The following is a 19,114-nucleotide window of genomic DNA, read 5'->3' as shown; positions in this document are numbered from 1 at the left end:
AGCCGTGACAGAAGGTCCAGACGATCAGTTTTTCCGCGCTCGCGAAAACGTGACTGTTCCGACGATAGCCATCACGGTTGCTAGCGCTATCGTGCATGAGCGCGCCGATCCTGCCACGGGAGGCAGTCATGCTCCGCCTATCTGCCGCCGTTCTGCTGACCCTGGCTTTCTGGTCATTCGCCGCGTCGGCCCAGGAAGAGCCGCCGCCGTCGAGATGCATTGCGATCGCCCAAGCGCTGCCGTCGGCCACCTATGCCAGCTTCACGGCGCCAAAGGGGCAGACGCCTTTGCTGGCCCAGGCCTTCGTCGACGGCGACGTTACGATCACCTATGCCGGCCATTCGACCTACGTCATAGAGACGCCCGCCGGCGTCAGGATCGCCACCGACTTTTCCGGCGTCTACGGCGCTGACCCGCTGCCGCGCGTGGTGACCATGAACAAGGCCCACCGCACCCATTATTCGAACCATCCGGATCCCGCCATCGAATATGTGCTGCGCGGTTGGAACCCGGATGGCGGTCCGGCGCGCCACGCCCTTGTCGTCGACGATGTCTACATCCGCAACGTGCCCACGGACATCCGAAATGGCGGCGATCTCGGCAAGGACGGCAATTCCATCTTCATCTTCGAAGTGGCGGGGCTCTGCATCGGCCATCTCGGCCATCTGCACCACCGGCTGGAGGACGCGCATTACGGCGCCATCGGCAGGCTCGACATCCTTATGGTGCCTATCGACGGCGGCATGACGCTGTCGCTCGACCGGATGACCGAAATCACCGCGCGGCTCTATTCCTCGATGATCCTGCCGATGCATCGCCATGCCACCGCGATCAGCGAATTCACCGGCAGGATGGGCGACGATTTCGCGGTGGAATTCCTCTCCGGCCGGTCGCTGACGGTTTCGCTGAAGACCCTGCCCGACCGGCCGACGATCATCATTCTCGACGGGGTTTGATCGCTTCGTCGCGATCTTCTCCGCCGCGCGCGGCCTCTTCGTTCCACCTCGCTCGAAACACTCGCTGTCGCGAAATCAACGAGCGTTAATGCTCCGTCAAGCTTGCCAAAAAGTTTGCGACAGCTCCTTTCATTGTGCATTGCACAAAATCTGACCGGGGGTTACCATTCCTTTGATGCGGGCGGGTCGGTTATGGGTAACGCCTGAGCGGTGAGCGGCCGACGCTTCGTCGACGCTGCCCTCATAGCTGAGGATCCTGATGGCCCTTTCAAGCCCTGACAAATCCGGTGCTGCAAGCCTCGAGTCGATCGCTCGAAACGGCAGCCTGCTGCGCCGCATTGCCGTGCGGATTCCAACCTATCTGTCGGATGTTCGCGAGAATCCGGCATGGCTGCCGATGTTCATGCTGGCGCGCACCATGCCGGGGCGGCGGTTGCATTGGCGTGGCGCAAAACCGGTTCGACCGGCACAAAATGCTGAGGAGACGATGTTCACCGGCGTCGATCGTGATGCCGTGGTCGGCGCGCTCCGCTCGGACGGCCTCTTTTCCGGGCTTGCCCTGCCGTCGTCGGTCCACCAGGAGATCGCCAGCTTTGCGCAGCGCACGCCTTGCTTCGGCAATTTCGACCGACGGCTGGAGTTCCTGCCGGCCGAGCACGCAGGAGCCGAGAAGCACTTCGGCCGTCCCTTGCTCAGCGGCCACTTTTTCGAGCGGGTTCTCGACTGCAATGCTGCGCTTACCGTGCAGCGCGATCCGCTGCTTCTCGACATCGCCGCCCATTACCTCGGCAGCCAGGCGAAGCTGATCACCACACGCGTCTGGTGGAGCTTTCCGACGAGCTCCGTCTCCGACGCCGAGAAGAACCTGGCGTCGCTTGGCAAATACCACTTCGATCTCGACGATTGGCGGATGCTGAAATTCTTCTTCTATCTCAATCCGGTCGATGCCGAGACTGGTCCGCATGTCTATGTCCGCGGCAGCCACAACCGCCGCGCCCTCAAGCACCAGTTGACGCTCCTCGTCGGACATCCCGCGGAAGAGGTTCTGAACGTCTACGGCGCGCAGAGCCCGATTACGCTGACTGGTGAGGCAGGTTTGGGCTTTGTCGAGGATCCCTTCGGCTTCCACATGGGCACCGTGCCGACGCGCAAACCGCGGCTGATGATGGAAGTCGGCTTCGGGGTCTCGCTGCCCTCGCGCCGGCGCTTCCACGGCGAGCCGGTTATTCGCTGATTTTTGGCGCTGATTTTTGGCCCGAAACAGCCTTTTGGAACCTGGCCTAACTTGTCTTGGTGCCGCCGCGTCGCAGATGCTCGTCCAGGCGCGGCATGATCTCGACGAAGTTGCAGGGCATGTGCCGATAGTCGAGCTGCGGCTTCAGAATGCCGTCCCAGGCGTCCTTGCAGGCGCCGGGCGAACCCGGCAGCACAAAAACGAAAGTCGCGTTGACGATGCCGCCGGTCGCCCGGCTCTGGATCGTCGAAGTGCCGATCTTGTCGTAGGAAATGCGGTGGAACACTTCGGAAAAGCCATCCATGCGCTTTTCGAAGATCGGCTCCAGCGCCTCCGGCGTCACATCGCGACCGGTAAAGCCGGTGCCGCCGGTGGTGATGACGACATCGATCGCTTCGTCCCTCGACCAGCCCAGAACCTTATCTCGAATTTTCTCGCGGTCGTCGGTGACGATGTCGCGGGCGGCCAGGATATGGCCGGCCTCCACGATGCGGTTGGCCAGCGTCTCGCCGGATTTGTCGTCGGCGAGGCTGCGTGTATCGGAAACGGTCAGCACCGCGATGCGCACGGGAATAAAGGAACGGCTCTCGTCAATCCTGGCCATGCGTGTCAGCCTCCGATGTCATGCTACGCGTTGCGGCGACGAACCAGTCGGGATGGCGGCTGCGGATGTCGACGGCCGCGCGCTTGGCGACATTGCCGGTCTCGAACAGCCCGAAGCAGGTCGCACCGGAACCCGACATCCGCGCGAACCCCGCTCCGGCCTTGTTGAGCACCGAAAGCGCCTTGCCGATAGCGGGTTCGATCGCCCGCGCCGCGGGCTCGAGATCGTTGCGCGTGATCTCCAGCCAGTTGCGGATGCTGTGGAAGTCGAGCGTGCGCGGCAGCGGCGGCAGCCCCTCATTGTCGCGATCAGAAAGCGCATTGAACACCTCGGCCGTGGAGATGGCAGTGCCGGGATTGACGAGAACCAGCCCGAGTGCGGGAAAGCCCGGCACGGCCGACAATTCGTCGCCAACGCCGCGCGCGACCAACGGCTTTGCCGTAAGGCACATGGGAACGTCGGCGCCCAGCGAGAGGCCGATCCGCGCCAGTTCGGCGTCGTCGAGGTCCAGTCTCCATGTCTCAGCCAACCCGCGCAGCACCGTTGCGGCGTCGCTCGACCCGCCGCCGACGCCGGAGGCGACCGGCAGGTTCTTTTCGAGCCTGATGGCGACCGGCGGTGTGTGCCGCTGACCAGCCTGCTTTCGCAACGCGTCGCGTGCTTTCGCGACCAGGTTGCTTTCGTCGAGCGGGACCGCGGAGGCGTATCGGCCCGACACAGAAAACCCGTCGCTGTCCGCAAGCTCGATCTCGACCTTGTCGCCGAAGCGCGTGAACACTGCCAGGCTCTCGATCATGTGATAGCCGTCGGCGCGCCTGGTGGTGACGTGCAGCGCGAGATTTATCTTGGCATGCGCATGCAATGCCCGGACGGGGATGCCGGAATCCACTGTTTCAGTCGCGAGCGGGATGATGTCAGTCCTTGGCCAGACGGTATTCGCCGGTCTTCGGGTCCTTGACCAGCGTGCCCATTGTGCCGTTGGTCGCCTGCTTTTCGGTGCGCCGTATCTTGGCCGTCACGCGCTCGGCTTCCCTGACAAAGGAGCGATAGCCGAAATAGGCGAGCAGGCCGACTGCGATGAAGAAAATGGTCTGTGGCATGTCAAACTCCCTCGCAAGGTCGGCTACGGCGGCCGGTCGGGTCGGTCAAGCTTTTAAGCTAAACGCTTTTACCGGTTTTTCAAAGCCCGAAGCGCGCCCATAGCGCGCGCTCTTCCGCCGCATCGATCACGCCGCTTGCGGCAGCCGCAGCGATCTCAGTCGCCGAAAAACCCCCTCTGCTCGAGCCGAACCAGCCGAACCGGCCGAACAGGCCGCGCGGCGCCGTGATCAGTTTGAGCTGGGTTTTTGGCCCGAAGCGGGTCTTCAGCACGCTGCGCATATCGCCGAGCGCATCGACAAGGCCGAGTTCCAGCCCCTTCTTACCGGTCCAGAACAGGCCGGTGAACAGGTCCGGGTCGTCCTTGAGCTTGGGGCCGCGCCGGTCCTTGACGAGATCGATGAAGGTCTCGTGGACATCGAGCTGCAGCGCCTTCAGCCGCTCGATATCTTCCTTCCTCTCGGGCTTGAACGGATCGAGCACCGCCTTGTTCTGGCCGGCAGTATGGACGCGGCGCTCGACGCCGATCTTCTTCAACAGCTCGGGAAAGCCGAACGAGGCCGACACCACGCCGATCGAACCGACGATGGAGGACGGATCGGCAAAGATCTCGTCGCCGGCGATCGCGATCATGTAGCCGCCCGAAGCCGCCACGTCCTCGACAAAGACCAGAACCTTTTTGTTCTTCTCGGTCGCCAGGTCGCGGATGCGTCTGAAGATCAGCCGCGACTGCACTGGCGAGCCGCCTGGCGAATTGATCGAAATGGCGACCACGGGCGCATCGAAGGAAAACGCCTTCTCGATAGGGCCGGCAGTGGACGCGAGCGACAGGCTCGGCCGGAACTGGCCGCCGCCGGGCATGATCGTGCCGTGCAGCCGGATGACGGGAATGACGACGATGTCGGAGCGCCAGGATTTCGGTAGCAGGCGGTTGAGGAAGCGTTTCACGGGGTCTCCGGTCAAATTGGCTTGAAGGCATGTAGGGATTCGCCGGCCAACGGCAATGCCGCGCCGCCGGCCGATAGAAAAAGGCTCAGTCGCCGAACAGCGAAGCCAGCCCGTTGTTGATCATCTCGGTCCGCTCGGTCGGGGCGTCGCCCGATCGTGCATGCAGCATCAGCGGCGGGCGGATCGACAGCTTTCCGCGTGCGCCGAGTATTGCCCTGACGACAATGCGGATCGCCGCTGCCTCGGGGCGAGGGTGGACGGCCAGCATCTCGGCGTCGCCGAAGCGGCCCGATATCGCATCGAGGATGGCGCCGAGTTGATCGGGCCTGGCAATCACGGCAAGACCGCCGCGCGGCCTGACCACGGCAGCCGCACTTCGGATCCAGCTGTCGAACAGCCCATCTTCCATAACATGCGCCGCCTTCCTGAGCGGGTCGGGCGTGGCGCGATCCTCGGCGGCGTTGAAGGGCGGGTTCATGATGACGAAATCGAAGGAGTTGTCGGCAAGCCCACTGGCTGTTCGCGCTTGACCCGACAGCGCGACGTCGGCCGCGAGCACCGAGGCGCGGTCGTTGAGATGCGCATTGCCGGGGTGGGCAAGCGTCGTCGCGGCGAAGGCAGCCATCTCCGGAGACCGTTCGATGAGCACGGCCTCGGCATCAGGACAGCGCGACAGCACGGCCAGGCCTGCGGCGCCAGCACCCGCGCCGAAATCGGCAAGGCGCCCCGCGAAGGCGGACGGCACGGCAGCGGCCAGCATCATGGCGTCCATGCCGGCGCGATGGCCGGCCTGTTTCGGCTGCACCAGCCAGAACCGCCCGCGATGGAAGGCATCGACCGTATGGGCCGGCGTGTCCTGGACAAAGGTGGCGCGCGCCGCGGACATTATGTCTGGCGCATCTCGTTGGCGATGCCGGCATCCGTCAGGATGCGCCGCGCCGCATCGGCTTGGTCGGCGTCGACCATGATGCGCCGAGGCAGGATGCCGATCGAACCGTCGAGCACGCTCATGTTCTGGTCGGCGACGAAACAGCCGATGCCGGCATCGCGCATCAGCGATTCGACAAAGGAGATGATTACGGCATCGTTGGTGCGGATAAGCTCTATCATCGGACGAAACTCGCAGGTTGCAGCGTCTATGTAAACGTGGGTGGCTTCCGTCGCCACCTCGACCGCGCCAAATCGCCTCTTGCCGTGCCTGTGGGTACCGCCCTAGAGTCTGCAGCGGTATCGGGGTGCCGTCGTGCGCGTGACTTAAGACGGGAGTTTGTCGTGGGTGTCGTTCTCAACATCGAAAACGGGAAGCGGGAAGCCGCATCCATCAAGGATCTCATCGATCTGACTTCGGCCGATATGGGGCGCGTCAACAAATTGATCCTGTCGAAGGCCGGTTCCGACGTCGAGATGATCCCGGAGATTGCCAACCATCTGATCTCTTCGGGTGGCAAGCGGCTGAGGCCGATGCTGACGCTCGCCTCAGCCCAGATGTTCGGCTATTCCGGCGAAGGCCATGTCAAGCTCGCCACATCAGTCGAGTTCATGCATACCGCCACGCTGCTCCACGACGATGTCGTCGACGAGAGCGGCATGCGGCGCGGCAAGAAGACCGCCCGCATGATCTGGGGCAACCAGGCGAGCGTGCTGGTCGGCGATTTCCTGCTCGGCCAGGCTTTCCGCATGATGGTCGATGTCGGTTCGCTGGAAGCGCTCGATATCCTGTCCAGCGCCGCCTCGATCATTGCCGAGGGCGAGGTGATGCAGCTCGCCGCCGCCAAAAACCTCGAAACCACCGAGGATGAACATTTCGCGGTGATCAAGGCCAAGACCGCGGCTCTGTTCTCGGCCGCCGCCGAGGTCGGTCCGGTCATCGCCCAGGCGACGCGAAACGATCGCGCGGCGCTGCGCTCCTATGGCATGAATCTCGGGCTTGCCTTCCAGCTGATCGACGATGCGCTGGATTATGGCGGCACCAGCAAGGATCTGGGCAAGAATGTCGGCGACGACTTCCGCGAAGGCAAGGTGACGCTGCCGGTGATCCTCGCCTACCGGCGCGGCACCAAGGCCGAGCGCACCTTCTGGAAGCGCGCCATCGAGGACAATGTCACCGACGACGCCGCGCTGGAAAAGGCGCTCGGGTTGATGACCCGCCACGGCGCGATCGCCGACACTATCGGGCGCGCCGGCCATTTCGGCGAGATCGCCCGCGACGCGCTGGCGCCGCTCGAAGCGACGCCGCAGAAATCGGCGCTGATCGACGTCATCGATTTCTGCATCAGCCGGGTGAACTGAGCGGCAGCGCCGGCATTCGGCCGGCACGGCGCTCCGATTGGAGTTCCGACTCGTGATTTGAAGCTACCTAAAACGACCTCAAACACCGAACTTCTTGGTTTCTGGCAGCGTTATGGATGATGCCAAGACGAACCACGGTACTCGGTCTTCAAGCGCAAGAGCACTCCACAAGCGTGGCCAGGAAGCTCTTTCGAGGGTGCCAAAAATTTGTCTGCTAGCCCACCGCGCCACTCTCGGCGAAAATCTGCGCGGCATCGGGGCGCCGGTTCTGCAGCAGGACAACGGCAGCGCGCCAGGCCGGCAAAGCGCGGTCGACGGTCGCAGTTGGGCCCTCCTAGCGTGGTTTTTAATCGCGTGACCCGATTGTGAATTCGGGCCGGGTTGAAGCATGACCCCAAAAAGGCCATGCTTTGCCTGGAAAGATCGAGTCTACGGCGATCCCGCTGACGCGGGCATGGCTTTGACTGAAAGGGATACGATGCGGCAAGGATGTGCGCGCTGGCTGACAGGGCTGGCAATTGTGACGGGCATGGCGATCTCCGGTCTGCCTGCCTACGCCAAAGAGACCACCGAGCCAGTCAATATCACATCGTTCTCGGGGGCCTATCTTGCCGCGCGGGTCGCCGAAGGCGACAATGATCTCGACAGCGCCATCGCCTATTACAAGCAGGCGCTCGCCTTCGCTCCCGGTGATACCTCATTGCAGCAGAGCCTGATGCTGTCGCTGATCGCGCAAGGGCGCTTCGAAGAATCCTTGGTCTATGCCGACAAGCTCAAGACGGTTCCCGACGTCGAGCGGTTCTCGCGCCTGGCGCTGGCCGTCGGCTCCTTTCAAAAAAAGGATTTCACCAAGGCCGAATACTGGCTCAAGCTTTCGCTCGAATCCGATCTCGACCGGCTGATCTCCGGCGTTATGACCGGCTGGGCCAAGCAGGGCGCCGGCGACCCCAGCGAGGCCATGGCCTCCATCGACAGGCTGCAGGGTCCGGACTGGTTCGGCCTCTTCAAATCCTTCCATCGCGCGCTGATTGCCGACGCGTCGGGCCTGCCCGAAAAGGCGGACGCGATCTACGCCGCCACCTTGCAGGACACCGCGACCGGCGCCGCCGCGCCCGAAACCTGGATGCGCAATGCGCAGGCCTATGCCTCCTTTCTTGCCCGCAAGGGCGACAAGGACAAGGCGCTGTCCGTGCTCGATCAGGCCGAGGCATTTGCACCCGGCAAGGTCGAGATATCAGCGCTTCGCGACAGGATCACCAAGGGCGAGAAGGTCGAACCCTTCGTTGCCGGCCCGTCCGACGGCGCCTCGGAAATTCTGCTCGATCTCGCCACTGCGCTCAATCGCGGTGGCGGCGAGCCGTTCGTCCGCCTCTATCTGCAATATGCCCTGGCACTGCGGCCCGACAGCGACGCGGCCCTTGTCCAACTCGCCGCCGTTTCCGAGCAGTTGAAGGACGGCGAGGGCGCCATCGCCTTCTATCGCCGTATCCCGGCCAGTTCGCCGCTGAAGCCGCTTTCGGAACTGCAGCTCGGCCTCAACCTTGCCGATCTCGACCGCTATGACGAGGCCATCTCTCATCTGAAGGCCCTCGTCGAAGCGCATCCCGACGATATGCGCGCCTATCAGGCGCTCGGTGGCGTCTATGCCTCGAAGGAGGCTTTCCGCTCCGCGGCCGGCCTCTATGACCAGGCGGTAGCGATGCTGAAGACCCCGACCCGCGCCGACTGGAATATTTTCTACCAGCGCGGCATCGCCTATGAGCGGCTGAAGGAGTGGCCAAAGGCCGAGCCGAATTTCCGCAAGGCGCTGGAATTGTTCCCCGACCAGCCGCAGGTTCTGAACTATCTCGGCTATTCCTGGGTGGACATGAACATCAACCTCGAGGAAGGCCTTCAGATGATCCAGAAGGCCGTCGACCTCAGGCCGAGCGACGGCTACATCGTCGATTCGCTGGGCTGGGCCTATTTCCGCCTGGGCAGGTTTGAAGACGCTGTGCGCGAAATGGAGCGTGCCGTGTCGCTGAAGCCGGAAGATCCGGTGCTGAACGATCACCTCGGCGATGCCTATTGGCGTGTCGGCCGCAGGCTGGAAGCGACCTTCCAGTGGAACCAGGCCCGCGACCTGAAGCCGGACCCCGACGTGCTCGCCGCCTTGCAGCAGAAACTGCTGAAGGGCCTACCGCCGATCGAATCCAACACGGCGCAGGAAACCCCGAAGGTCAAGCCCGAGCCGGCGCCCGCGCCAAAGGGCTGACCCTTCGCCTTGACGCTTGGCGGGCTGCGCTCTAGAGCCTGATCCCGAACCGAAGGTCAGCGCAGCAAAAAGTTGCAGACTTTTCGGGACAAGACCATGCGGCCTGATCCAACAGGTGCCGCATCCCGCCGCTCCGTCGAGGCCGCCGTGACCGTTGATATCCCAGCCCATATGCATCCCAGCCGCTCGTTCCAGGGGCTGATCCTGACCTTGCATAACTACTGGGCGGACTATGGCTGCGTCGTTCTCCAGCCCTATGACATGGAAGTCGGCGCCGGCACATTTCATCCGGCCACGACACTGCGCGCGCTCGGCCCAAAACGCTGGAACGCGGCTTATGTGCAGCCTTCGCGCCGGCCCAAGGACGGGCGCTACGGCGAGAACCCGAACCGGCTGCAGCACTATTACCAGTACCAGGTGATCCTAAAGCCGAACCCGCCCAATCTACAGGAGCTTTACCTCGGCTCGCTGGCGGCGATCGGCATCGACCCGCTTCTGCATGACATCCGCTTCGTCGAGGACGACTGGGAAAGCCCGACGCTCGGCGCGTGGGGGCTGGGCTGGGAGTGCTGGTGCGACGGCATGGAAGTGTCGCAGTTCACTTATTTCCAGCAGGTCTGCGGCATCGAATGCGCGCCGGTGGCGGGCGAGCTCACCTACGGGCTGGAGCGGCTGGCCATGTATGTGCAGGGCGTCGACAATGTCTACGACCTCAACTTCAACGGCCGCGAGGGCGCCGACAAGGTGACCTATGGCGACGTCTTCCTGCAGGCCGAGCAGGAATATTCGCGCCACAATTTCGAATTCGCCAATACGGCGATGCTGCTTCGGCATTTCGAGGACGCCGAAGCCGAGTGCAAGGCGCTGCTCAATGCCGGGCAAAATCACGCGCCCGACGCTTACAAAGACAATCCACTTTATGGCACGTTTGGCTCCCCACAACCGCACAGGATGGTCTTTCCAGCCTACGACCAGTGCATCAAGGCCAGCCATGTCTTCAACCTGCTCGACGCGCGCGGCGTGATCTCGGTAACCGAGCGGCAGAGCTACATCTTGCGGGTGCGCAACCTGGCGAAGGCCTGCGGCGAGGCGTTTTTGCTGACTCAGGCTGGCGGGCTGGCGGCTTAGCTCCAGAGGCCGTTCGCGATTTGGACCGAAGCGCTGATTGGCAATAACCCTTGGCTGCTGGAGCCAGCCATTGTCCGCAGCGCTTGTCTAACGCCAGGCATCGTGAACGTGCCATGAGCCTGCGCCGCGAAACAGGCGCTGAGCGCGAGGATCTGCAGGAATGTCGATGCCGTCTTCATGGTCGTTCAGCCAATAGTTCTCTGCCTGAGCGTGGGTCGCTTCAGCGCTGCGTTCGGTTCAAGGAAATGTTTGACTCAAGGACGGATGACCCCGCTTCGACCCGACAGGCAGCGGAATGTTTTTGGAAATCGTCGGTAGATGCGCCGATTGCATGGGGAAGGGTGACAGCGGCCAGCCGAGTTGCTATGCCCCGCCCGGACCATTATGCCGCGTGAGCACAATCAATGCCCGACCTGCTTTTAGAACTCCGTTCGGAAGAGATTCCCGCGCGCATGCAGCGCAAGGCGGCGGGCGACCTGAAGAAGATGATGACGGACGGTCTGGTCGAGGCCGGGCTGACGTATGAGGCGGCGCGCGAATATTGGACGCCGCGCCGGTTGGCGCTCGACATTCGCGGCGTGACCGCGCGCTCGAAGGACATCAGCGAGGAGATCAAGGGACCCTCGACCAAGGCGCCCGAACAGGCGGTCCAGGGTTTTCTGCGCAAGGCCGGTCTGTCCTCGATCGCCGAGGCGCATGTCCACGCCGATCCGAAGAAGGGCGATTTCTATGTCGCCCATATTGCGAAGCCGGGCAGGGCGGCTGAAGAAATCATCGCCGAGCTGGTGCCGGGCATCATCCGTGGCTTTCCATGGCCGAAATCGATGCGCTGGGGGCCGGCCTCGGCGAAACCCGGATCGTTGCGCTGGGTGCGGCCGCTGCAATCCATCCTCTGCACCTTCGGCCCGGAGACCGAAGAGCCGGTGGTGGTCGATCTCGAGATCGACGGCATCCGCTCGGGCAACGTCACCTACGGCCACCGTTTTCATGCGCCGGGCGCGATCACCGTGCGGCGCTTCGACGACTATGCCGCCAAGCTGGAGGCGGCTAAGGTCGTGCTCGACGCCGACCGGCGCAAGGAGATCATTCTTTCCGACGCAAGGAATCTCGCTTTCGCCAACGGGCTCGATCTGGTCGAGGACGAGGGCCTGCTCGAGGAAGTGTCTGGCCTTGTCGAATGGCCTGTCGTGCTGATGGGCGAATTCGAGCAGGACTTTCTCGCCATTCCGGCCGAGGTGATCCGGCTGACCATCCGCGCCAACCAGAAGTGCTTTGTGACGCGACCGCAGGACGTCGATGAAGCGCTTTCCAACCGCTTCATCCTGACCGCCAACATCGAGGCCAGGGATGGCGGCAAGGAGATCGCCCACGGCAACGGCAAGGTGGTGCGCGCCCGCCTCTCCGACGCGCTCTATTTCTGGAAGACCGACCAGGGCGATCTGCCTGATCTCGACCAGTTGCAGGCATCGGCCGAAAAGTTCAGGCTCGATCTCAAGAAGCCGCTCGACCAGCGCATGGCCCGCCTCGACCATCTCGGCGTCACCTTCCACGCGAAGCTCGGCACGCAGGGTGAGCGGATTGGGCGGATCAAGAGGCTGGCTGGCGAGATCGCTGACACGTTGTCGAAGCAGCCGAATTTCTTCGATGGCAAGCTTCTGTCCGCCGACGATCTGAACGTCGAGCAGAAATATCTCCGCGAGTGCGCCGAGCGTGCCGCCGTCCTGGCCAAGGCCGACCTCACCACCGAGGTGGTCGGCGAGTTCCCGGAATTGCAGGGCGCCATGGGTCGCAAATACGCGCTGCTGCAGGGCGAACATCCTTCGGTCGCCGCGGCGATCGAGGAACACTACAAGCCGCAGGGCCCGTCTGATCGCGTGCCGAGCGATGCGGTATCGGTGGCCATAGCGCTGGCCGACAAACTGGACACGCTGGTAGGGTTCTGGGCGATTGACGAAAAGCCGACTGGGTCAAAGGACCCCTATGCACTGCGCCGGGCAGCGCTGGGAGTGATTAGGATTTTGGTTGAGAATCGTGTCCGGCTTGCGCTGACATCTCTCTTCGACCGCGCTTACCAGATGGCGAATTATCTCGCGTCCGGACGGCCCTTTAGCGTCGATCTCCTCGTCTTCTTCCACGACCGCCTGAAGGTCTATCTCCGCGACCAAGGCGCGCGGCATGATCTGATTGACGCGGTGTTGTCGGCGGGCTCGCGCCCAATCTCCCCCCTAGAGGGGGAGATGTCGGCGAAGCCGACAGACGGGGGCGCTGTCCCGCCGGCGTCTCAAAATTCTGTCGGGGAAGGGCGCTCTACGATGCCCCCCTCTGCCCTGCCGGGCATCTCCTCCTCAAGGGGGGAGATTGGCCAATCGCCGAACGACGATCTCCTGCAAATCGTTCGCCGTGTCCAAGCACTCGGCTCCTTCCTCGACACCGAGGACGGCAAGAACCTGCTTGCCGGCACCAAGCGTGCGGCCAACATCCTGGCCGCCGAAGAGAAGAAGAAAACGACGATCGCCGAACGTGTTGAGCCGGCTCTATTCCGGGAAGAGGCCGAGAAATCACTGTTTGCCGCGGTGAATCAGGCCGAGAAGGAAGCCGGCCAAGCGATTCACAACGAAGACTTTTCCGCCGCCATGCTGGCGCTTAGCGCTTTGCGTGAACCGGTTGATTCATTCTTCGAACGCGTTCTTGTGAATGATGAGGACCAGGCCGTGCGCGCCAACCGCCTGGCGTTGCTGGCGCGCATCCGGGCAGCGACCGACCAGGTTGCGGATTTCTCGAAAATCGCCGGCTGAGGCTTGGCAAATTAGGCGAGCGCCCTCCTGACCTTGAACGGCTATCTGGCCTGTTCGATCTCGGGAATGGGCGTTGGCTGCGGCGTTGCGGGCTCAGGCGGGCTGTTCGTTGCCGTTATCTTTTTGTCGGATTTGGCGGCCGGCCCAGGTGCTGCCGCAGCGGCTGTCGCGGCAGGTGCGGTGCTGGGGGCCGGCTTTGCGAACGCGTCGCCGACGATGCCGCCGCGAATGATCGTCGGACTTTGCATGAAATCATGCTTAGGCTTGGGCTGGCTCGGGATCGCAGAAACTTTTTCATAGGTAACGTCAGGCGCTGGTTCGCCGAGCGCCATGATCGATGGCGTCGAGGAATTCCCAGCCACCTTCACCGGTTCAGGCGCGCCGAGCCTGACGATGGACGGCGTCGAGGATGATGCACCGAGCACAACGAAGGACGAAGCCTGTGCTGTGCCCGCCGCCAGAGTGAGACCAAGCGCTCCCAGGATACGCACCCAGACCATGATAGTTCCCCTTGCCCAACAAGCCGGCACCATAGCGTGCGGGAATTGATGCGGGCTTGCGCGGAAAGCTGGCATTTTAGCGATCTGATGATTCGCCAACGCCCGGACTTGCCCCGTGAACGTCACCGTATTACGCACCCACATCTGTGAGGTCCCGCATCTGTCAGGTGATGAGAGTGGCTGAGATAGTTGCCGCCGGCGAGGCGATGGAGCGGGCGCTGGCGCTGCTCGAAGGCGGCGATGTCGTCGCGATTCCGACGGAAACCGTCTACGGGTTGGCCGCCGACGCCACCAATGGCGTGGGCGTGGCGCGCATCTTCGAGGCCAAGGGCCGGCCGCGCTTCAACCCTCTGATCGCCCATGTCGCTGATCTGGCGATGGCCGCGCGCCTCGCGCTGTTCGATCCGCTGTCGAAAAGACTGGCGCAGACATTCTGGCCGGGGCCACTGACCCTGGTGCTGCCGCAGCGGCCCGGCAACGGCATTCATCCGCTGGTCACCGCCGGGCTGGATACGATCGCGCTGCGCATGCCGAAAGGCTTTGGCGGCGAACTGATCGCCAGGCTCGGACGCCCGCTCGCAGCGCCCAGCGCCAATTCCTCAGGCAAGATCAGTGCAACGACGGCCGAGGCAGTGGCGGCGGATCTCGGTCCAAAAATCAATCTGGTGGTCGATGGCGGCGCAACGTCGGTCGGGCTCGAATCGACAATCGTCAAGATCGAGGGCGGAAAGCTGCGGCTGCTGCGGCCAGGCGGCATTGCCGCCGAGGAGATCGAAGCGGCCGCCGGCATGACGCTGCTGCGCGGTGTGGCGGGCATTGAGGCGCCGGGCATGCTCGCCTCGCATTACGCGCCCGGTGCTGCGGTGCGGGTCAACGCCGCAAAAGTCGCAAAGGGCGAAGCCTTGCTGGCGTTTGGCCCCCGCCGCGCCGAAGGCTGGCAAGGCGCCGCCGCCTTGCGCAACCTGTCCGAGGCCGGCGACCTGCGCGAGGCCGCGGCCAACCTCTTTGCCCACATGCAGGATCTCGATCGCAGCGGCGCCAAGACAATCGCCGTCGAGCCGATCCCTTTCGACGGGCTGGGCGAGGCGATCAACGACCGACTTTCGCGCGCCGCTGCCCCGCGTGACAAGATCGACGCGGGGCCATAGTTTCCAGCTATGAACGACGTATCCCGGGATATCGACCCCGCCCTCATCGACCGCTTTGCGGCCATCGTCGGTGACAAATATGCGCTTCGCGACCAGCAGGACATCGCGCCCTACCTCATAGAAAGGCGCGGCCTTTGGCATGGCCGAACAGCGCTGGTGCTGCGGCCGGGCAGCGTCGACGAGGTTAGCCGCATCATGCGGCTGGCGACAGAGACGGGAACGCCGGTCGTGCCGCAAAGCGGCAACACCGGGCTGGTCGGCGCGCAGGTGCCTGACATGTCCGGTCGCGAGATCGTGCTGTCGCTGTCGCGGCTGAACCGCATCCGCGAGATCGATGTCCTGTCCAACACGGTCACTGTCGAGGCCGGCGTCATCCTGCAGACGCTGCAGGAAGCGGCCGATGCCGCCGATCGGCTGTTTCCGCTGTCGCTTGCCGCGCAAGGCTCCTGCCAGATCGGCGGCAACCTCTCTTCCAATGCCGGTGGCACCGGCGTTCTTGCCTACGGCAATGCGCGTGAGCTCTGCCTCGGCGTCGAAGTGGTGCTGCCGACCGGCGAGGTATTCGACGACCTGCGCAAGCTGAAGAAGGACAACACCGGCTACGATCTGAAGAACCTGTTCATCGGCGCGGAAGGCACGCTCGGCGTCATCACCGCCGCCGTGCTCAAGCTTTTCCCCAAGCCCAAAGGGCGCGAGGTCGCCTTTGCCGGCCTGTCGTCACCTGAGGCGGCACTCTCTCTGTTCAGCCTGGCGATGGATCGCGCCGGTGCCGCGCTCACTGCGTTCGAACTGATCGGCCAGAGGCCCTACGACTTTACGCTTCTGCACGCGCCAGGCGTTGTTCGGCCGCTGTCCGGGGATCGGCCGTGGTATGTGCTGATGCAGATCTCTTCGGGCCGCTCGGCGGAGGATGCGAGGGCCCTGATCGAAGAGGTGCTCTCAGCCGGCCTCGAACAGGAGATCGTCGGCGATGCGGTGATTGCGGCGAGCATCGCGCAGGGCGATGCCTTCTGGAATTTCCGCGAGGTGCTGCCCGAGGCGCAGAAGCCCGAAGGCGCCTCGATCAAGCACGACATCTCGGTGCCGGTGGCGGCCATCCCGCAATTCATCGATAAAGCGGCCGGCGCCGTGCAATCGGTCAGCCCGGGCGCCCGCGAGGTCTGTTTCGGCCATATGGGCGATGGCAATCTCCACTACAATATCTCCCGGCCGGTCGATGGCGATGACGAAGCGTTTCTCGGGCTCTACCACGCCATGAACAAGGCCGTGCACGATGTCGTGCGCAGCTTTCACGGCTCGATCTCGGCCGAGCACGGCATTGGCCAGCTGAAGCGGGATGAATTGATCGCGACAGCGCCGCCGATGGCGATCGATTTGATGCGCAGGGTGAAGACGGCCATCGACCCGGCCGGCATCATGAATCCCGGTAAGGTTATCTGATCCTTTCGATGTCTTGTGAATGGTCGCATTCCGATAACCATCCCCTTGAGATCAGCAAAATTTAACCGACTTTCTTAAGCGCTGCGACAAGAAGCCCGCGCTAATCTTTCCCCACAACGAGGCTGGAAAAACCGGCCCGGAGAACCGGAAGACCGGCTCTCAGGAGAGACAGGAAAGGCGCAATATGAACACTGGACTGAAGCCAGTCTGGGCCGGGCGCAACATGCGCCTCGACCCATTCCGCTTGCCGCAGGTGGTGAGCTACGCCACGCGCGACGATTATGGCGACGTTACCTTCACCATCGATCACCGTGGCGCCGTCATTCGCCGCATGCTGGAGATGAGTGGCGTGCCGGCGTTCATCGCTCTGCCCGCCAACGCGTTTCGTGGCGTGGCCGCCCGCGCGATGGAGGATCCGGATGGCAATGTCACGGTGACGCTGGAGCTTCTGCACAATGATCCGATGCTGTCGGTGCCGCTGCTGGTGGCCGACGATCTCGAGGATGTCGCCGCCGACTGGCGCGCCTGGGCCGATGCCTACCGTCTGCCGATGCTTCTGATCGAATCGGACGGCGTCGCCCGCACGCTGGAGGAATCGCTTGGCGCTGCCATCAAGACATTGCCGGCGCAGAACCGCCGCAAGGGTAGGGTTTCGACGACGCGCCGCCCGCGCTTCCTCGCCCGTCGCAGGGCCGGCGATCTCGGCCTGAGGCTGGTGATTGGCGGCCAGGAAATTATTTCGCGGGACGAAATAGAGTAAGCGCTTTCCCTTCTCCCTTGTGGGAGAAGGTGGCCGAGCGAAGCTCGGTCGGATGAGGGGTGTTCCAGGGAACGCGAACGCCTCATTTCTTCCAACACCCCTCAACCGTCTTGGCGCTGCGCGCCAATCCACCTCTCCCACAACAAGGGGAGAAGGAAAAAAGCCGCTACACCAGCGGCTTGAGCGCCACCCACAGCGCACCGCCGATCAGGCCAAGGAAGATCAGCCAGCCGACCTGGTTGTTCGATCTGAACAAGAGCATGCACTGGTCCGGATCGTCGATGTCCAGCAATGCGATTTGCCGCGCCATATGGGCGCCGGCGGCGATCAGCCCAGCCAGCGCCGGTACCGGCGCTTGCGCCGACGCGAAGGCGATGGCGAAGCAGACCAGCGCCCCGCCATAAAGCCCGACGAGCCAAATCTTGGTGTTGTCGCCGAACAGGCGTGCGGTCGAGCGCACGCCGACGATGGCGTCGTCCTCCTTGTCCTGATGCGCATAAATCGTATCATAGCCGATCACCCACAGGATCGAGCCGATATAGAGCATGACTGGCGGGCCATCCAGATCGCCGAACTCGACCGCCCATCCCATCAGCGCACCCCAGGAAAAAGCAAGGCCGAGAACCAGTTGCGGCCAGTTGGTGTACCGCTTCATGAATGGGTAGATGGCAACGACGGCGAGCGAGCAGATCCCGAGCAGGATGGCAAAGCCGTTGAACTGCAGAAGCACAGCGAGTCCAATCAGTGCCTGGATAACGAGAAACGCCCAGGCCTGCCGGCGCGTGATCTTTCCCGCCGGCAGCGGCCGCGAGCGCGTACGTTCCACCCGGTTGTCGATGTCCTGGTCGACCAGATCGTTATAGGTGCAGCCGGCGCCGCGCATCGCGATGGCGCCAATCAGGAACAGCAGCAGATACAAAGGCGTCGGCAGCAGCGTGAGCAGCGGATCAGTCGGGCGTGGATAGGCACACGCGGCAAGGGCTGCCGACCACCAGCACGGCCACAACAACAACTGCCAGCCGATCGGCCGGTCCCACCGGGCAAGCTGCGCATAGGGCCACAGCCAGCGCGGCAGAATGCGGTAGACCCAGTGGCCGCTCGGCGCATCGGCGACGCGGCCCTGGGCAGCTTTCGATTGGATGGGTTCCATTGTGCTGGAGTGGCAGCAGAGGCGCAAAGCGTCAAGCCTCGTCCGCGACCTAGATCTTTTCGATGAGGGTCACGACTGGCAGGCTCTCGAAATGCTTGTCACAAGTCAGGAGTGTCGCGTCATGCGCCCGAGCGGTCGCGAAAATGATCGCATCTGCGGTCGCCAATTTGTGCTTCCGGCAGGCTTCGGCGGCTGCTAGGGCGATCTCCGTGTCAAGCGGGACCACCCAACAGACCTGCGTAAAGGCTATGGTCTGATCGGCTTTGTTTTCGCCTACTTCGCGAGTGAGCCATTTTGCGAGTTCCAACTGCACCATGGTCGGAACGAGCCAGTCGGCTCGCTCGGGCAGATGCTCGGCCACCTGCTCTCCAGTCGTGGAGCCTATCAGCCATTCGATCCAAGCCGAGGTATCGACGAGCACCATCAGACACGGTCCGACCGGTCGCGATATTCCGTCGCCGAAGCGCCCTTCGCCAGTCCCTTCAGCGCTTCCCGCTTCGGCACAGGGACGAGTAGCACGCCCGTTCCCTTCGGGATGAAGGCAAAGGTCAAACCCGCTTCCCAATGCTGGGCGGTCCGGATCGCCTTGGGAATCGATATCTGAAACTTCGAGGACAGGGTTGCAGTCTCCGACATTATCATACCCTCACTTTATCGATACACAAAACGTAAGACGCAATTGGGGCCAATGCAAGGTGCAGTTGGAGCCCACGTTCCCGTGCGCAATTGCCGTCGAAGCACCCAAATGTCTTGACCCATCGTCCGGGGCGCAATAGCGCAGTCCTGATCGTGGAATGGCAAGGGATCTGG

19 protein-coding genes are annotated in these 19,114 nt (G+C 63.2%); 9 read left to right on the top strand and 10 right to left on the bottom strand.

What is annotated here, in order from left to right; genetic code table 11:
- Window positions 1-128: 128 nt before the first annotated feature.
- Window positions 129-956, top strand: coding sequence for an MBL fold metallo-hydrolase (locus AC0L25_RS12865; RefSeq protein ID WP_473595821.1), 828 nt, complete (start codon window positions 129-131; stop codon window positions 954-956).
- A gap of 259 nt (window positions 957-1,215) precedes the next feature.
- Window positions 1,216-2,190 (top strand): phytanoyl-CoA dioxygenase family protein, encoded by a 975-nt coding sequence (locus AC0L25_RS12860; protein WP_473595820.1) that lies wholly within the window; start codon window positions 1,216-1,218, stop codon window positions 2,188-2,190.
- Between the two features lie 46 nt (window positions 2,191-2,236).
- On the opposite strand, the gene moaB is transcribed toward AC0L25_RS12860, so the two are convergent.
- The 6 genes from moaB to AC0L25_RS12830 form a co-directional block, all read right to left on the bottom strand.
- Window positions 2,237-2,794, bottom strand: a complete 558-nt coding sequence (gene moaB / locus AC0L25_RS12855; protein WP_473595819.1) for a molybdenum cofactor biosynthesis protein B — start codon at window positions 2,792-2,794, stop codon at window positions 2,237-2,239.
- Entirely contained in the window at window positions 2,781-3,683 is a 903-nt protein-coding gene (locus AC0L25_RS12850; RefSeq protein WP_473595818.1) for a 4-(cytidine 5'-diphospho)-2-C-methyl-D-erythritol kinase, read from the bottom strand. Before AC0L25_RS12850 ends, moaB begins: the two co-directional genes overlap by 14 nt.
- 25 nt (window positions 3,684-3,708) lie before the next feature.
- A complete protein-coding gene (locus AC0L25_RS12845) occupies window positions 3,709-3,894 on the bottom strand; it encodes a hypothetical protein (protein ID WP_473595817.1) in 186 nt (61 codons plus the stop codon).
- A 79-nt stretch (window positions 3,895-3,973) separates the two neighbouring features.
- A complete protein-coding gene (locus AC0L25_RS12840; protein WP_473595816.1) occupies window positions 3,974-4,840 on the bottom strand; it encodes a S49 family peptidase in 867 nt (288 codons plus the stop codon).
- Between the two features lie 85 nt (window positions 4,841-4,925).
- Complete coding sequence (locus tag AC0L25_RS12835; RefSeq protein WP_473595815.1) at window positions 4,926-5,726, bottom strand: tRNA1(Val) (adenine(37)-N6)-methyltransferase; 801 nt, start codon at window positions 5,724-5,726, stop codon at window positions 4,926-4,928.
- Window positions 5,726-5,950: a putative signal transducing protein gene (locus AC0L25_RS12830; RefSeq protein WP_095491081.1), complete on the bottom strand. Its 225-nt coding sequence runs from the start codon at window positions 5,948-5,950 to the stop codon at window positions 5,726-5,728. The genes AC0L25_RS12835 and AC0L25_RS12830 overlap by 1 nt, the downstream gene beginning before the upstream one ends.
- A 162-nt stretch (window positions 5,951-6,112) precedes the next feature.
- Between AC0L25_RS12830 and AC0L25_RS12825 the strand changes: the two genes are divergently transcribed.
- The 4 genes from AC0L25_RS12825 (at window position 6,113) to glyS (ending at window position 13,306) form a co-directional block, all read left to right on the top strand.
- On the top strand, window positions 6,113-7,129 hold the full coding sequence (locus tag AC0L25_RS12825) for a polyprenyl synthetase family protein (protein WP_473595814.1): 1,017 nt from the start codon (window positions 6,113-6,115) through the stop codon (window positions 7,127-7,129).
- A gap of 478 nt (window positions 7,130-7,607) precedes the next feature.
- Window positions 7,608-9,383 carry a tetratricopeptide repeat protein gene (locus tag AC0L25_RS12820; RefSeq protein ID WP_473595847.1) on the top strand — a complete coding sequence of 592 codons (1,776 nt, stop codon included), beginning with the start codon at window positions 7,608-7,610 and terminating at the stop codon, window positions 9,381-9,383.
- 171 nt (window positions 9,384-9,554) lie between these two features.
- Entirely contained in the window at window positions 9,555-10,511 is a 957-nt protein-coding gene (locus tag AC0L25_RS12815; protein ID WP_473595846.1) for a glycine--tRNA ligase subunit alpha, read from the top strand.
- A 404-nt stretch (window positions 10,512-10,915) separates the two neighbouring features.
- Window positions 10,916-13,306, top strand: coding sequence for a glycine--tRNA ligase subunit beta (gene glyS / locus AC0L25_RS12810; RefSeq protein ID WP_473595813.1), 2,391 nt, complete (start codon window positions 10,916-10,918; stop codon window positions 13,304-13,306).
- Window positions 13,307-13,347: 41 nt separating this feature from the next.
- Here the strand turns inward: glyS and AC0L25_RS12805 are convergent, their stop codons facing one another.
- Window positions 13,348-13,806 carry a hypothetical protein gene (locus AC0L25_RS12805; protein WP_473595812.1) on the bottom strand — a complete coding sequence of 153 codons (459 nt, stop codon included), beginning with the start codon at window positions 13,804-13,806 and terminating at the stop codon, window positions 13,348-13,350.
- Between the two features lie 176 nt (window positions 13,807-13,982).
- On the opposite strand from AC0L25_RS12805, the gene AC0L25_RS12800 reads away from it, so the two are divergent.
- From AC0L25_RS12800 to AC0L25_RS12790, 3 genes are all read left to right on the top strand, one after another.
- Window positions 13,983-14,954: an L-threonylcarbamoyladenylate synthase gene (locus AC0L25_RS12800; RefSeq protein ID WP_473595811.1), complete on the top strand. Its 972-nt coding sequence runs from the start codon at window positions 13,983-13,985 to the stop codon at window positions 14,952-14,954.
- Window positions 14,955-14,963: 9 nt separating this feature from the next.
- Window positions 14,964-16,394 carry an FAD-binding oxidoreductase gene (locus AC0L25_RS12795; RefSeq protein ID WP_473595810.1) on the top strand — a complete coding sequence of 477 codons (1,431 nt, stop codon included), beginning with the start codon at window positions 14,964-14,966 and terminating at the stop codon, window positions 16,392-16,394.
- A 184-nt stretch (window positions 16,395-16,578) separates the two neighbouring features.
- Window positions 16,579-17,154: a DUF6101 family protein gene (locus AC0L25_RS12790; protein ID WP_473595809.1), complete on the top strand. Its 576-nt coding sequence runs from the start codon at window positions 16,579-16,581 to the stop codon at window positions 17,152-17,154.
- Between the two features lie 166 nt (window positions 17,155-17,320).
- Here the strand turns inward: AC0L25_RS12790 and ubiA are convergent, their stop codons facing one another.
- From ubiA to AC0L25_RS12775, 3 genes are read right to left on the bottom strand one after another with little or no spacing between them, the layout of a single operon-like run.
- Window positions 17,321-18,304 carry a 4-hydroxybenzoate octaprenyltransferase gene (gene ubiA, locus AC0L25_RS12785; protein WP_473595808.1) on the bottom strand — a complete coding sequence of 328 codons (984 nt, stop codon included), beginning with the start codon at window positions 18,302-18,304 and terminating at the stop codon, window positions 17,321-17,323.
- A gap of 49 nt (window positions 18,305-18,353) precedes the next feature.
- Window positions 18,354-18,728 carry a PIN domain-containing protein gene (locus AC0L25_RS12780; RefSeq protein ID WP_473595807.1) on the bottom strand — a complete coding sequence of 125 codons (375 nt, stop codon included), beginning with the start codon at window positions 18,726-18,728 and terminating at the stop codon, window positions 18,354-18,356.
- The gene (locus tag AC0L25_RS12775) at window positions 18,728-18,946 is read right to left on the bottom strand and encodes an AbrB/MazE/SpoVT family DNA-binding domain-containing protein (protein WP_274609405.1); all 219 of its coding nucleotides are present in this window, start codon (window positions 18,944-18,946) and stop codon (window positions 18,728-18,730) included. Before AC0L25_RS12775 ends, AC0L25_RS12780 begins: the two co-directional genes overlap by 1 nt.
- Window positions 18,947-19,114: the final 168 nt, after the last annotated feature.

The organism is Mesorhizobium sp. WSM4813, from assembly GCF_055811555.1.
The sequence above is the reverse complement of the archived record's forward strand: the minus strand, read 5'-3'. Positions and strand labels throughout refer to the sequence as shown.

What these genes read in the sequence shown, in the direction of transcription:
- AC0L25_RS12860 (WP_473595820.1), top strand. Translation starts at nt 1,216, where the DNA reads ATGGCCCTTTCAAGCCCTGACAAATCCGGTGCTGCAAGCCTCGAGTCG.
- AC0L25_RS12805 (WP_473595812.1), bottom strand. Translation starts at nt 13,806, where the DNA reads ATGGTCTGGGTGCGTATCCTGGGAGCGCTTGGTCTCACTCTGGCGGCG.
- AC0L25_RS12790 (WP_473595809.1), top strand. Translation starts at nt 16,579, where the DNA reads ATGAACACTGGACTGAAGCCAGTCTGGGCCGGGCGCAACATGCGCCTC.
- AC0L25_RS12815 (WP_473595846.1), top strand. Translation starts at nt 9,555, where the DNA reads ATGCATCCCAGCCGCTCGTTCCAGGGGCTGATCCTGACCTTGCATAAC.
- AC0L25_RS12775 (WP_274609405.1), bottom strand. Translation starts at nt 18,946, where the DNA reads ATGATAATGTCGGAGACTGCAACCCTGTCCTCGAAGTTTCAGATATCG.
- AC0L25_RS12835 (WP_473595815.1), bottom strand. Translation starts at nt 5,726, where the DNA reads ATGTCCGCGGCGCGCGCCACCTTTGTCCAGGACACGCCGGCCCATACG.
- ubiA (WP_473595808.1), bottom strand. Translation starts at nt 18,304, where the DNA reads ATGGAACCCATCCAATCGAAAGCTGCCCAGGGCCGCGTCGCCGATGCG.
- AC0L25_RS12780 (WP_473595807.1), bottom strand. Translation starts at nt 18,728, where the DNA reads ATGGTGCTCGTCGATACCTCGGCTTGGATCGAATGGCTGATAGGCTCC.
- AC0L25_RS12795 (WP_473595810.1), top strand. Translation starts at nt 14,964, where the DNA reads ATGAACGACGTATCCCGGGATATCGACCCCGCCCTCATCGACCGCTTT.
- AC0L25_RS12820 (WP_473595847.1), top strand. Translation starts at nt 7,608, where the DNA reads ATGCGGCAAGGATGTGCGCGCTGGCTGACAGGGCTGGCAATTGTGACG.
- AC0L25_RS12845 (WP_473595817.1), bottom strand. Translation starts at nt 3,894, where the DNA reads ATGCCACAGACCATTTTCTTCATCGCAGTCGGCCTGCTCGCCTATTTC.
- moaB (WP_473595819.1), bottom strand. Translation starts at nt 2,794, where the DNA reads ATGGCCAGGATTGACGAGAGCCGTTCCTTTATTCCCGTGCGCATCGCG.
- AC0L25_RS12830 (WP_095491081.1), bottom strand. Translation starts at nt 5,950, where the DNA reads ATGATAGAGCTTATCCGCACCAACGATGCCGTAATCATCTCCTTTGTC.
- glyS (WP_473595813.1), top strand. Translation starts at nt 10,916, where the DNA reads ATGCCCGACCTGCTTTTAGAACTCCGTTCGGAAGAGATTCCCGCGCGC.
- AC0L25_RS12865 (WP_473595821.1), top strand. Translation starts at nt 129, where the DNA reads ATGCTCCGCCTATCTGCCGCCGTTCTGCTGACCCTGGCTTTCTGGTCA.